General features: G+C 69.8%; 11 protein-coding genes. All 11 read left to right on the forward strand.

Annotated features, from left to right (window positions below):
* The first annotated feature begins 4 nt into the window (after positions 1-4).
* The 11 genes from ASV56_RS00955 (at position 5) to glgB (ending at position 13,623) form a co-directional block, all read left to right on the forward strand.
* Positions 5-406, forward strand: coding sequence for a DUF2946 family protein (locus tag ASV56_RS00955; protein ID WP_062560406.1), 402 nt, complete (start codon positions 5-7; stop codon positions 404-406).
* Positions 407-472: 66 nt separating this feature from the next.
* Entirely contained in the window at positions 473-1,438 is a 966-nt protein-coding gene (locus tag ASV56_RS00960; protein ID WP_062560407.1) for a DUF1775 domain-containing protein, read from the forward strand.
* On the forward strand, positions 1,425-2,045 hold the full coding sequence (locus ASV56_RS00965; protein ID WP_062560408.1) for an SCO family protein: 621 nt from the start codon (positions 1,425-1,427) through the stop codon (positions 2,043-2,045). Before ASV56_RS00960 ends, ASV56_RS00965 begins: the two co-directional genes overlap by 14 nt.
* 100 nt (positions 2,046-2,145) lie before the next feature.
* On the forward strand, positions 2,146-3,324 hold the full coding sequence (locus ASV56_RS00970; RefSeq protein ID WP_062560409.1) for a GAF domain-containing sensor histidine kinase: 1,179 nt from the start codon (positions 2,146-2,148) through the stop codon (positions 3,322-3,324).
* A 60-nt stretch (positions 3,325-3,384) separates the two neighbouring features.
* The gene (locus tag ASV56_RS00975; RefSeq protein ID WP_062560410.1) at positions 3,385-4,512 is read left to right on the forward strand and encodes an aminodeoxychorismate synthase component I; all 1,128 of its coding nucleotides are present in this window, start codon (positions 3,385-3,387) and stop codon (positions 4,510-4,512) included.
* Positions 4,470-5,105, forward strand: a complete 636-nt coding sequence (locus ASV56_RS00980; protein WP_062560411.1) for an aminotransferase class IV family protein — start codon at positions 4,470-4,472, stop codon at positions 5,103-5,105. The genes ASV56_RS00975 and ASV56_RS00980 overlap by 43 nt, the downstream gene beginning before the upstream one ends.
* A gap of 192 nt (positions 5,106-5,297) precedes the next feature.
* On the forward strand, positions 5,298-6,350 hold the full coding sequence (nadA, locus tag ASV56_RS00985; RefSeq protein ID WP_062560412.1) for a quinolinate synthase NadA: 1,053 nt from the start codon (positions 5,298-5,300) through the stop codon (positions 6,348-6,350).
* Positions 6,351-6,352: 2 nt separating this feature from the next.
* Positions 6,353-7,918 (forward strand): L-aspartate oxidase, encoded by a 1,566-nt coding sequence (locus ASV56_RS00990; protein WP_062560413.1) that lies wholly within the window; start codon positions 6,353-6,355, stop codon positions 7,916-7,918.
* Positions 7,915-8,766, forward strand: a complete 852-nt coding sequence (gene nadC, locus ASV56_RS00995; RefSeq protein WP_062560414.1) for a carboxylating nicotinate-nucleotide diphosphorylase — start codon at positions 7,915-7,917, stop codon at positions 8,764-8,766. Before ASV56_RS00990 ends, nadC begins: the two co-directional genes overlap by 4 nt.
* Before the next feature lie 231 nt (positions 8,767-8,997).
* A complete protein-coding gene (locus tag ASV56_RS01000) occupies positions 8,998-11,391 on the forward strand; it encodes a glycogen/starch/alpha-glucan phosphorylase (protein ID WP_062560415.1) in 2,394 nt (797 codons plus the stop codon).
* Between the two features lie 30 nt (positions 11,392-11,421).
* Entirely contained in the window at positions 11,422-13,623 is a 2,202-nt protein-coding gene (gene glgB / locus ASV56_RS01005) for a 1,4-alpha-glucan branching protein GlgB (protein WP_062560416.1), read from the forward strand.
* Positions 13,624-13,654 lie beyond the last annotated feature (31 nt).

The raw sequence follows: 13,654 nt of genomic DNA on the forward strand, positions 1-13,654 counted from the left end.
AACCATGACCCCCAGGGCCCGGCATCGCCAAGGCAGCATCACCCGCCGACTGACGGTCTGGCTGGCCGTGCTGCCGTTCCTGCTGGCCTCGCTGATCGTGCCGGGCAACATGCTTGCCCGCGATGCCGCCGGCGGCGTGACCGTCGTGCTCTGCGCCGGCGGCGACATGGTCGAGATGGTGATGGCCGCCGACGGCAGCATCAAGCCGGCGCAATCCCCCGACGGCGACCAGCATCCCTGCCACTGGGCGCCGCATAACCAGCCGCTGCTGCAGGCCGCGCCGACAGCCGCCCTGCCGCCAGTGCCGCAGCCGCATCGCATCGCGCGGGCGGCGGAACGACCCGGGCATCTGCATCGCGCGGTGGTGCGCGCCGCCCCGGCTCGGGGGCCGCCGAGCCTCGTCTGACCGACACCGCAGACCGACCTGCCGCCGCCCATGCGGCGCGGCCCACCCCGTCAGACGAGAATCATCATGCAAAATCACATCCTTGGCGCCCTCTGCGCCGCGACCCTGGGCCTTGCCGCCGTGCCGGCCCTGGCCCATGCCACGCTGGAAGCGGCCCAGACTCCGGCCGGCGCCGCCTATCGCGCGGTCATCCGCATCGGCCATGGCTGCGACGGCCAGGCCACACAGGCGCTGCGGGTCGACCTGCCCGAAGGCTTCTACAACGCCAAGCCGATGCCCAAGGCCGGCTGGACGCTGGAAACCATCAAGGGCGCCTATGCCAAGCCCTTCGACAACCACGGCACGCCGATGACCGAAGGCACGCGCCAGGTGGTCTGGTCGGGCGGCGAGTTGCAGGACGACTGGTATGACGAATTCGTCATCCGCGGCACCGTCGGCAAGGACGTGGCGCCGGGCACGGTGCTGTATTTCCCGACCGTGCAGGAATGCGCCTCGGCCAAGGCGGACTGGACCGATGTCTCGGGCAACGAGGAACTGCCCAACCCCGCGCCCGCGGTCACGGTGACCAAGGCCAAGGCCGGCGGCCATGGCCATGCCCCGGCCGCCGCGCCGGTGGTGCTGGGCACGCTGAAGATCAGCGGCGCCTATGCGCGCGCGACGCCGCCCGGCGCACCCGTCGGCGGCGCCTTCCTGACCATCGCCAACAGCGGTGCCGAGGACCGGTTGGTCGCCGTCAGCGCGCCCCAGATCACCGACGACGCCCAGATCCACGAAATGGCGATGCAGGGCGAGGTGACGCAGATGCGCGCACTGCCCGACGGCCTGGCCATCCCCGCCGGCGGCACGGTCGAGTTGAAACCCGGCGGCTATCACATCATGTTCATGGATCTGAAGAAGCCGCTGGCCGAGGGCGAGACCCTGGCGGTCACGCTGGAGTTCGAAAAGGCCGGGCCGGTCGAGCTGCCGATGACGGTGGGTCCGATGGGTTCGGGCAAGCATGACGCGAAAGGAGGCGGACATGGCGAGCACTGATCGCGGCGGATCGCTGCGCAAGCTGCGTTACCTGCTCTGGACGCTGGTGGTGGTGGCGCTGGGGATCGTGGGCTGGACGCAGGTCGTCTCGCCCCGGCTGACGCAGCTTTCGGACACCGGCACCGCCGCCCTGGGGCGCGGCGACTATCGCCTGCAGGCCACCGACGGCAGCGAATTCAGCCAGGCGGCGCTGAAGGGCAAGGCCTCGGCGGTGTTCTTCGGCTTCACCCATTGCCCGGACGTCTGCCCGACCACGCTGGGCGATGTCACCGGCTGGCGCGAGGAACTGGGCCCTGATGCCGACAAGCTGCGGGTGTTCTTCGTCACCGTGGACCCCGAGCGCGACTCGGTCGAGACGCTGCGCGACTATGTCTCCTGGGCGCCGGGGGTGATCGGCGTCTCGGGCAGCCCGGAGGAGGTCGCCAAGGCGGTCAAGGCCTTCCGCATCTATGCCCGCAAGGTGCCGCAAGACGGCGGCGGCTACAGCATGGACCATTCCTCGACCATGCTGCTCTTCGACGATCAGGGCGAATATGCCGGGCTGATCGGCTATCGCGAGGATCCCGAGCGCGCCATGGCCAGCCTGCGCGCGCTGCTCAAGGGCTGAGTGTCGGCGCCGGGGCTGTCCCGGCGTCAACCCCGCCGATTTCGCGTGACGGCGCTGCACCCGCGCTCTAGCGTCCGCCTGTCGGGTCGGGAGGGATGACGTGTCGGTGAGTGTTGAGGACTGGGCGGCCGAGGTCGCGGACATCGCCGCCATCGACGAGATTCTCGAGGTCATCTGCCAGCTCACCGGGCTGGGCGTCGTCGCCGTGGCGCATGTCACCCGCGACCGCTGGATGGCCTGCAATGCCCGGGACCGGATCGGCTTCGGCCTGGCGTCCGGCACCGAGCTGCCGCTGGCGCAGACCTTCTGCCAGGGCGTCTGCGCAACCGGCGATGCGGTGATCTTCGACGATGCGCCGAACGACCCGGTCTATTCCGTGCACCCGCTGCCGGGACAATACGGCATCGTCAGCTATATCTCGGTGCCGATCACCCTGCCGGACGGCCTGGTCTTCGGCACGCTCTGCGGCTTCGACGCCCGCCCCAACCGGCTGCGCGACAGCGCCGTGCCCGGCCTGTTCGGGCTGTTCGCCCAGCTCATCGCCCGCCATATCGAGGATCGCCGCGCGCTGCGGGCCAGCCGGCAGGAGCTGGCCGAAACGCGCGAGACCGCCCGGCTGCGCGAGCAGTTCCTGGCCGTGCTGGGCCACGACCTGCGCAATCCCTTGGCGGCGCTGCGGGCCGGCACCAATATCCTGGGCCGCGGCAACCTGGACGACGAGCAGCGCGAGCTGGTCGATGCCATGCGCCAGACCACCGAGCGCATGGCCCAGCTGGTCGAGAACCTGCTGGACCTGGCGCGCGGCCGGCTGGCGGGCGGCATCCGCATCGACCCGGCCAGCGACGTGCCGCTGACCCGGACGCTGGGCGCGGTGCTGGACGAGATCGCCCGCGCCCATCCCGAGCGCCGGATCGAGACCGACCTGCACATCGCGGCCGAGCCGGCGGTCGACCCGCTGCGTTTTGCGCAGATGTTTTCCAACCTGCTCGGCAATGCGGTGACGCATGGCTGCCCCGACACGCCGATCCGCGTCAGCGCCGCCAGCGTGGCCGGGCGGTTCGAGCTTTCGGTCGCGAATGGCGGCCAGCCGATCCCGGCCGAGGCGCAGGAGCGGCTGTTCCAGCCGTATTTCCGCCAGGACGGCGCGGTCCATGGCGGGCTGGGACTGGGGCTTTACATCGCCGCGCAGATCGCGCGGGCGCATGGCGGGTCGCTGAGCGTGCAATCGTCCGAGGCCGAGACGCGCTTCACCTTCTCGATGCCGCTCGCCTCGGGCTGATGCCCCATTGTTCGCGGGCCGGCCGCCGTGCTAATCCGCGCCGCGAGAACGGAGGCGGGTGTGATCCTTTGCGAATTCGGTCCCGGCGGGCAGCCGGCGCTGTTCCGGCAGCCGCGCGACCTGGTGCTGGTCGAGCGGCCCGAGGCGGCGGCGCCGGCGCTTGCCCGGCTCGAGGCGCTGCGCCGGCAGGGCGCCTGGATCGCGGGCTATCTGTCCTATGAGCTGGGCTATGCACTGGAGCCGGTGCTGGCCGAGGCCATGCCGCCCGCGCGGCGCACGCCGCTGATCGCCTTTGCCGCCTATGACGGGCCCGAGCCGGCGCCGGTCCTGCCGGACTTCGACGGCATCGAGCTTTCTCCGCTAAGCCCGATGATTTCCCGCCAGGATTATCGCAAGGCCTTTGCGCGTACGCTGGACTATATCGCGGCCGGCGATTGCTATCAGATCAACCTGACCTTTCCGTTGCAGGCGCAGCTGCGGCATGGCTCGGCCTGGCAGCTTTATGCGGCGCTGGCGGCGCGCCAGCCGGTCGGCTACGGCGCCTATCTGGACATGGGCACCGGGCCGGTCGTGGTCTCGCGCTCGCCCGAGCTGTTCTTCAGCCTCGACGCGCAGCGCCGGATCGAGGCGCGGCCGATGAAGGGCACGGCGCCGCGCGACCCCGACCCGGCGCGCGATGCGGCGCTGGCGGCGGGGCTCGCGGGTTCGGAAAAGAACCGGGCCGAGAACCTGATGATCGTGGACCTGCTGCGCAACGACATCGCCCGGATTTCGCGCGTGGGCTCGGTCCGGGTGCCCGAGCTTTTCGCCGTGGACAGCTTCGCCACCGTGCACCAGATGAGCTCGCGCGTGGTGGGCCAGCTTGCGCAGCCGGCCGATCTGGGCGCGATGATGCGGGCGCTGTTTCCCTGCGGCTCGATCACCGGCGCGCCCAAGATCCGCGCCATGCAGATCATCCGCGAGGTCGAGCCTTTCCCGCGCGGCGTCTATTGCGGCGCGATCGGCTGGATGGCGCCCGATGGCGCGGCCGCCTTCTCGGTCGCGATCCGCACGCTGTCGGTCTGGCCGGACGGCGCGGTGACGCTGAACGTGGGCGGCGGCGTGGTGCAGGATTCGACCGCCGATGGCGAATGGGAGGAGGCGCTGTGGAAAGCCCGTTACGCGCAGGATCTGACGACCCGCAGCTGAGGCTGATCGAGACCGCGCTGTGGGACGGCGCCGGCTGTCCCCGGCTGGCCGGCCACCTCGCACGGCTGGCGCGCGGCGCCCGGGCGCTGGGCTGGCCCTGCGATACGGCCCAGGCCGGCGCGGCGCTGACCGGCCCGAAAGGCCAGCCCGCCCGGCTGCGGCTGACGCTGGACCGCGCGGGCCGCGTCGCGGTGACGCAGGCCGCGCTGCCGCCTTCGCCGCCGCTGTGGCACCTGGCGCTGGCCGGGGCGCGGTTGGACGCGGACGACCCTTGGCTGCGGCTGAAAACCACGCGGCGGGCGCATTACGACGCCGCCCGTGCCGCACTGCCGCCAGGCATCCATGAGGCGATCTTCCTGAACCAGCGCGGCGAGGTCTGCGACGGCACCATCACCACGGTTTTCTTCGACCGGGGCGAGGGGCTCTGTACGCCGCCGCTGGCCTCGGGCCTGCTCGACGGCGTGCTGCGGGCCGAGATGCTGGCGAGCCGCGCCTGCCGCGAGGAACTGCTGGCGGGCGACGACCTGCCGCGCGTACGGCTGTGGGTCGGGAACGCGCTGCGCGGGCTGATGCCGGCCACCTGGGCCGGCTGACCGCCTGCCGGTTTTGCGGGCAATGCGCCCGGGAAAATCGCGCCGGCCGGGCCGGGCGGCCGGCAATGCCGTTGCCCCAGCGTCATGCTTCCTTTAGGAACCGCGCATCACGTCCCCGGCGGCTCTGGCATCAGGGCCCGGCAGCGCTATATGCAGGGGGCGTTGCGACGCGGGCAGAGCCGGGGGGATATCATGCTCGATCTGACGACCATTCGGGGCGAGCTTGCCGCCTGTTACGATCTCGAGCCCTCGCTGGAGCTCGCGCAGTCGATGGCCGACATCCATGCCCGCATGGGCCGGGTGATGCCCTGGCCGGACTGGGCGATCCACGCCCCCTATGTCCGCGCCATCAACGCGCTGAAGAAGCAGCGCAATGCCGTGGTGCTGGCGCATAACTACATGACGCCGCAGATCTATCACGGGATTTCCGACGTGGTGGGCGACAGCCTGCACCTGGCGATCAAGGCGACCGAGGTCGAGGCCGACATCATCGTGCAATGCGGCGTGCATTTCATGGCCGAGACCTCGAAGATCCTGAACCCGGAAAAGACCGTGCTGATGCCGGACATGGAGGCGGGCTGCTCGCTGGCCGAAAGCATCACCGCCGCGGGCATCGCCGAGATGCGCGCACGCTATCCGGGCGCGCCGGTGGTCAGCTACGTCAACACCACCGCCGAGGTGAAGGCCGCCTCCGACATCTGCTGCACCAGCGCGAACGCGGTGCAGATCGTCCAGGCGCTCGAGGGCGACACGGTCATCATGACGCCCGACAAGTGGCTGGCGCAGAACGTGGCGAACAAGGTCACCAACAAGCGCGTGGTCTGGTGGGACGGGGCCTGCATCGTGCACGAGCAGTTCACGGCGCAGGACCTGCGCGACTTCCGCGACTGGAACCCGGGACTGAAGATCATCGCCCATCCCGAATGCCCGCCCGAGGTGGTGGCCGAGGCGGATTACGCCGGCTCGACCGCGAATATCCAGGACTGGGTGACGGCCGAGCAGCCGAAGCAGGTCATGCTGGTGACGGAATGCTCGATGGCCTCGAACATCTCGGACGCGAACCCGGGGGTCGAGTTCCTGGGGCCCTGCAACATGTGCCCCTATATGCAGAAGATCACCCTGGAAAAGGTGCTGTGGTCGCTGCATTCCATGACCGGCGTGGTCGAGGTCGACCCGGCCGTCGCCGAACCGGCCCGCCGCGCCGTGCAGCGCATGATCGACCTGTCGCGCAGGCTGGCCGCGTGAGCATGGCCACGCTTGCCACGGGGCGCGTGGTCATCGTCGGCGCGGGCCTCGGCGCTCTTTACGCGGCGCTGAAGCTGGCGCCGCGCCCGGTGCTGATGATCTCGCCCGAGGTGCTGGGGCAGGGCGCGAGCTCGGCCTGGGCGCAGGGCGGCGTGGCGGCGGCGATGGACCCGGCCGATTCGGCCGAGGCGCATGCCCGCGACACCTTGCGCGCCGGCGCGGGCACCGTGGACGCGCATGTCGCGCGGCTGGTCACCGAAGAGGCGCGCGCGCATATCCTGGATCTGACCCGGCTCGGCACGCCCTTCGACCGCAAGCCGGATGGCGGTTATGTCATGTCGCGCGAGGCGGCGCACAGCTTTGCCCGCGTGGTCCGGGTGCGCGGAGACCAGGCCGGGGCCGAGATCATGCGGGCGCTGGTCGCCCAGGTGCGCGAGACGGCCTCGGTGCAGGTGCTGGAGGGCGTGATGGCCACCGGCCTGCGCGTCGAGGCGGGCCGCGTGGCGGGCGTCGAGGTGACGCAGGCCGGGCCGCAGGGCTCGGTGCCGGTGCTGATCCGGGCGCCGGCGGTGCTGCTGGCCGGCGGCGGCTCGGGCGGGCTTTACGCGCTGACCACCAACCCGCCGCGCATCCGCGGCCAGGTGATCGGCATGGCGGCGCGGGCGGGCGCGGTGATCGCCGATGCGGAATTCGTGCAGTTCCACCCGACCGCCATCGACTGCGGCGAGGATCCGGCGCCGCTGGCGACCGAGGCCCTGCGCGGCGAAGGCGCGCATCTGGTCAACCGCTTGGGCGAGCGCTTCATGCTGGCGCTGCATCCCGATGCGGAACTGGCGCCGCGCGACGTGGTGGCGCGCGCGATCTATGCCCAGACGCAAGCCGGGCTGCGGCCGGCGCTGGACACGCGCACCTGTCTGGGGCCGCGCATCCTGACCGAGTTTCCGGCCGTGGCGGGGGCCTGCGCCCGGGCGGGGATCGACCCCACCCGGTCCCAGATCCCGGTGGCGGCCGCCGCGCATTACCACATGGGCGGGGTGGCGGTGGACGCGGATGGCCGGGCCAGCCTGCCGGGCCTGTGGGTTTGCGGCGAGGCCTCCTCGACCGGGCTGCATGGCGCGAACCGGCTGGCCTCGAACGGGCTGCTGGAGGCGCTGGTCTATGCCCGCCGCTGCGCGCTTGCGATCGAGGCGGCGCTGCCCGAGGCCGGGGATGCCGCGCCGGTGGTGCTGCCCGAGCTGGCCCCCGCGCCGGGACCCGACCCGGCGCTGGTCGCCCGGCTGCGCCAGGCCATGACGGCGGGCGCCGGCGTCGTCCGCGACGCCGCGGGCCTGACCCGCTGCCTGCGCGAGATCGCCGCCGTCGAGGCCGCCCAGCCCGATTGCCCGGCGCTGCTCAACATGACGGCGACGGCCACGCTGATCGCCGCTGCCGCGCTGATGCGGCGCGAAAGCCGGGGCGCGCATTGCCGCAGCGACTTCCCGCAGACCGACGCCACGCCCCGCCGCTCGCGCCTGCGGCTTGCCGAGGCGCTGGCGATCCGCGCCCGCCTTGAACCGGAGACGACATGACCGCGATGCCCCCGCTGCCCGACCTGGTCCTGGAACCGCTGATCCGCGCCGCGCTGGCCGAGGATCTGGGCACCTATGGCGACATCACCACCCGCACCGTGATCCCCGCCGGCACGAACTATACCGCCCGCATCGTCGCGCGCGAGCCGGGCGTCGCCTCGGGGATGCAACTGGCGGCCATCGCCTTCCGGCTGGTCGATCCGTCGCTGCAATTCCGCGCCTTGGTTGCGGATGGCGGGCGTTTCGACAAGGGCGCCGTGCTGGCCGAGATCGCGGGCGAGGCGGCCTCGATCCTGTCGGCGGAACGGGTGGCGCTGAACTTTGCCGGCCGGCTGACCGGCATCGCCACGATGACGGCCGCGTTCGTGGCCGCGACCAGGGGCACGAAAGCCCGCATCACCTGCACCCGCAAGACCACGCCGGGCCTGCGGCTGGTGGAAAAGCAGGCGGTGCTGCATGGCGGCGGCTTCAACCACCGCTTCAGCCTGTCGGACGCCATCCTGATCAAGGACAACCACATCGCGGCGGCGGGCGGCATCCGGCCGGTGCTGGCGGCGGTCAAGGCCCGCGCTTCGCATATGATGCGGGTCGAGATCGAGGTCGACCGCCTCGACCAGCTGGCCGAGGTGCTGGACGAGGGCGGCGCCGATGTCGTGCTCTTGGACAATATGGAGACGCCGACGCTGGCCGAGGCGGTGGCGATGAATGCCGGCCGTTTGGTGCTGGAAGCCTCGGGCAACATGCGACTCGGCCGGGTGGCCGAGGTGGCGGCGACGGGGGTGGATTACATCTCGGTCGGCGCGCTGACGCATTCTGCCCGCACGCTGGACCTGGGGCTGGATTTCTGAGCGGAAATCCGGCGCCTTGGGAATATCCCGCATTGCCTTTTGTTTACCGGCCAAACCTCGAGTGATTTCAGCCCGGCGGCGGAAAATCCGCTGACGCAGCCATGCCACGCCGGGCAGAATTCCGGTTAACGCTAACATTTTTCCTTGCGCGGGTTGCGCTCGCTGGTGCTTTAAGCAGACTTGGCTTGGGGCGCCGGCGCGCGCTGGCGTATTGATTTTGACAGGTAGCGAATGGCCAAGGATATGCCCACCACCGAATTCCGCGATGCGATCCTGCGGCATCTGACCTATACGTTGGGCAAGGATCCCGAACATGCGCAGGTCTTCGACTGGCGGCTGGCGCTGAGCCATGTGGTGCGCGACCGCATCGTCGACCGCTGGATGGACTCGACCCGCCGCACCTATCGCGCCGATCCGAAGCGCGTCTATTACCTGTCGATGGAGTTTCTGATCGGCCGGCTGCTCGAGGACAATATCGCCAACCTGCAGCTGGCCGACCAGGCCCGGGCGGCGATCGAGGGCTTTGGCCTGAACTGGGACGCGGTCTTGCGCGACGAACCCGACGCGGCGCTGGGGAACGGCGGGCTGGGCCGGCTGGCTGCCTGCTTCATGGAATCGCTCGCGACGCTGGGCTGCCCGGCCTATGGCTATGGCATCCGCTACGAAAACGGGCTGTTCCGGCAAAGTTTCGTGGATGGCCGCCAGCACGAGGCGCCCGAGGACTGGCTGCGCCAGCCCAACGTCTGGGAGTTCGAGCGTCCCGAATCCCGCTTTACCCTGGGCTTCGGCGGCGAGGTCGTCACCCGCGACGGCAAGGCGCTGTGGCAGCCCGAGGATTTCGTCCAGGCCGAGGCCTTCGACACGCCGGTCGTCGGCTGGAGGGGCGGTTGGGCCAATACGCTGCGGCTCTGGGCCGGGCGGGCGGTCGATCCCTTCGACCTGGCGCGCTTCAACGCCGGCGATTTCGCCGCCGCCGCCGAGGCCGAGGCGCTGGCCCGCACCATCTCGCGCGTGCTCTACCCCGAGGATTCGACCGAAAAGGGCAAGCGGCTGCGGCTGACGCAGGAATATTTCTTCTCGGCCGCCTCGATCCGCGACATCCTGCGCCGGTTCGAACAGGACCACACCGACCTGCGCCTGCTGCCGCAGCGCGTGGCGATCCAGATGAACGACACCCATCCGGCGGTCGCCGCGCCGGAACTGGTGCGCATCCTGCATGACGAACGCGGCCTGCCCTTCGACGAGGCGGTCGGGATCACCCGCGGCTGCGTCAACTATACCAACCACACCCTGCTGCCCGAGGCGCTGGAAAGCTGGGGCGAGGCGCTGTTCGCCAGCCTGCTGCCGCGCCACCTGCAGATCATCGACCGCATCGACGAGGCGGACGCCAAGGCCCATCCCGACCGCAGGAATGCCGCGCGCAGCGACGGCAAGGTGCGGATGGGCGAGCTGTCCTTCATCATGTCGAATCGGGTGAACGGCGTCTCGGCGCTGCATACCGGGCTGATGAAGACTACGGTCTTTGCCGACCAGAACCGGATCTGGCCCGACCGCATCGTGAACGAGACGAACGGCGTCACCCCGCGCCGCTGGCTGCACAGCTGCAACCCGCGGCTGTCTCGGCTGATCACCGAAAGCATCGGCGAGGGCTGGGTCGCCGACCTCGAGCAGCTGTCGCGGCTGGAGCCGCTGGTCGAGGATGCCGGCTGGCTGGCGCGCTTCGCCCGGGTCAAGGCCGACAACAAGGCCGATCTCTGCGACTGGGTGGCGCGCGAGCACGGGCTGATGCTGAACCCCGAGGCGATCTTCGACATCCAGATCAAGCGCATACACGAATACAAGCGCCAGCACCTGAACATCCTGGAAGCCATCGCGCTGTGGCAGGAGATGCGCGAGAACCCGTCCTCGGACTGGACGCCGCGGGTCAAGATCTTTGGCGGCAAGGCGGCGCCGGGCTATTTCTTCGCCAAGGACATCATCCGGCTGATCAACGACGTGGCCGCCGTCATCAACGCCGATGCGGCGACGAATGAAAAGCTGCAGGTGATCTATCTGCCGAACTACAACGTCACCCTGGCCGAGCGGCTGATTCCGACGGCGGATCTGTCGGAACAGATCTCGACCGCCGGGAAAGAGGCCTCGGGCACCGGCAACATGAAACTGGCGCTGAACGGCGCGGTGACCATCGGCACGCTGGACGGCGCCAATGTCGAGATCCGCGAGCGGGTCGGGGCGCGGAATTTCTTCCTGTTCGGCCTGACCGCCGAAGAGGCCGAGGCGCGCCGCACCGTGCCCGACCATGCCGCCAAGGCGGTGGCGGGCGATCCGCGCCTGTCGCGCGCCATCGAGGCGATCCGCAGCGGCACCTTCAGCCCGGGCGAGCCCGATCGCTATGCCGGCATCGTGCAGAACCTGACGCAGTCGGACTATTTCCTCGTCGCCTCGGATTTCGCCGATTACTGGCGGGCGCAACGCGAGGTCGACTTCGCCTATGCCGACCGCGAGGGCTGGGCGCGGATGGCGGCCTGGAACATGACGCGCTCGGGCTGGTTCTCGTCCGACCGCACGATCCGGGGCTACATGCAGGACATCTGGGGCGCGCGGAGCCTGCTCGGCCAGGAATGACGGCGGCGGCGCCACGCGAAGGGGGATACCATGGCAGCGAGCGACCCGGAGATTGTGGCGGACAGGGCGATCCTGGATCGGATCGTGCAGGGCCGCTTCGACGACCCCTTTGCCGTGCTGGGGCCGCACCAGCGCGGCCGCGTCCGGCAGGTCACCGCCTTCGACCCCGGCGCCACCGAGATGGCGGCCGTGGTCGAGGGCAAGGCGCATCCGCTGGCGCCGGTCGAGGGCTGGCCGGGGCTGTTTTCCGGCAAGGTGCCCGGCGCCGGGCCCTATCTGCTGCGCGGTCGCAGCGCGGGCCAGGAATGGCTGGTCGAGGATGCCTATCGCTTCGGCCCGGTGCTGGGCGAGATGGACGAATACCTGCTGGGCGAGGGCACGCATCGCCGGCTCTGGACCGTGCTCGGCGCGCATGTCATCACGCATGAGGGCGTGCGCGGCACGCATTTCGCGGTCTGGGCGCCGAATGCGCGCCGCGTCTCGCTGATCGGGGATTTCAACGCCTGGGACGGCCGGCGCCACGTCATGCGCCGGCGCGGCGCTACCGGCGTCTGGGAAATCTTCATGGCCGGCCTGGGCGAGGGCACCGCCTATAAATACGAGATCATGGGCGCCTATGGCGGCCTGGCGCAAAAGGCGGATCCGGTGGGGTTCGGCGCGCAGCATCCGCCGGCCACGGCCTCGGTCGTGCGCGACATCGCGGGCTATGGCTGGTCGGACGGCGGCTGGATGGGCACGCGGGCCGAGGCGCAGCGCCGCGACCGGCCGATCAGCATCTATGAGGTGCATCTGGGCAGCTGGCGCAGGAAGGACGGCGGCCGGCCGATCTCCTACAAGGAGGCGGCGGTCGAGCTGGTCGAATACGCCAAGGGCATGGGCTTTACCCATATCGAGCTGCTGCCGATCAGCGAATATCCCTTCGACGGCTCCTGGGGCTATCAGCCGGTGGGGCTGTTCGCGCCGACGATCCGCTTCGGCCCGCCGCACGAGTTCCGCGACCTGGTGAACGCGGCGCACAAGGCGGGGCTGGGCGTGATCCTCGACTGGGTGCCCGGGCATTTCCCGACCGATCCGCACGGGCTGGCGCGGTTCGACGGCACCGCGCTTTACGAGCATGCCGATCCGCGCGAGGGCTTTCACCAGGATTGGAACACGCTGATCTACAATTACGGCCGCGCCGAGGTGATGAACTACCTGACCGCCAACGCCTTGTATTGGCTGCAGGAATATCATGTCGACGGGCTGCGCGTCGATGCGGTCGCCTCGATGCTGTATCGCGACTATTCCCGTGCCGAGGGCGAGTGGGTTCCGAACAAGCACGGCGGGCGCGAGAATTACGAAGCCATCGCCATGCTGCAAGAGATGAACCGCCTGACCTATGGCGAGGCGCCGGGCATCATGACGGTGGCCGAGGAATCGACCAGCTATCCCAAGGTCTCGGCGCCGGTGCATGAAGGCGGCCTGGGCTTCGGCTTCAAGTGGAACATGGGCTGGATGAACGACACGCTGGACTATATGGGCCGCGACCCGGTCCATCGCCGGCACCATCACCACCAGATGACCTTCGGCCTGCACTACGCCTTTTCCGAGAATTTCATCCTGCCGATCAGCCATGACGAGGTGGTGCACGGCAAGGGCTCGATGCTGGCCCGCATGCCCGGCAGCGCGTGGGAGAAATTCGCCAACCTGCGCGCCTATTACGGTTTCATGTGGGGCCATCCGGGCAAGAAGCTCTTGTTCATGGGCCAGGAATTCGCCCAGGGCGCGGAATGGAACCACGATGCCGAGATCGACTGGGCCTGCCTGGGCAATCCGCTGCATTACGGCATGCAGGGCTTCGTCCGCGACCTGAACCGGCTCTATGCCGCGACGCCGGCGCTTTATGCCCGGGATTGCGACGGCGGCGGCTTCCAGTGGATCGAGGCGAATGACGCCGACCATTCCGTCTATGCCTGGATCCGGCGCGGCAACCCGGGCGACCCCGAGGTGGTGGTGGCCTGCAATTTCACCCCGATCGAGCGCCCGGCCTATGTCTTGGGCTTTCCGCAGCCCGGGGTCTGGCGCGAGGCGCTGAACAGCGACGGCGAAAGCTATGGCGGCGGCGGTCGCGGCAACCTGGGCCGCATCACCGCCAAGCCCGGCGACAGCCACGGCCAGCCGGCCCATGCCGCGGTGGTGCTGCCGCCGCTTTCCACCGTGATCTTCATCAAGGACGACCAGACGACCGATTGACGCTTTCACGCCCGGTCCTGGCCGGGCATCA

The organism is Paracoccus aminovorans, assembly GCF_001546115.1.
GTDB lineage: Bacteria > Pseudomonadota > Alphaproteobacteria > Rhodobacterales > Rhodobacteraceae > Paracoccus > Paracoccus aminovorans_B.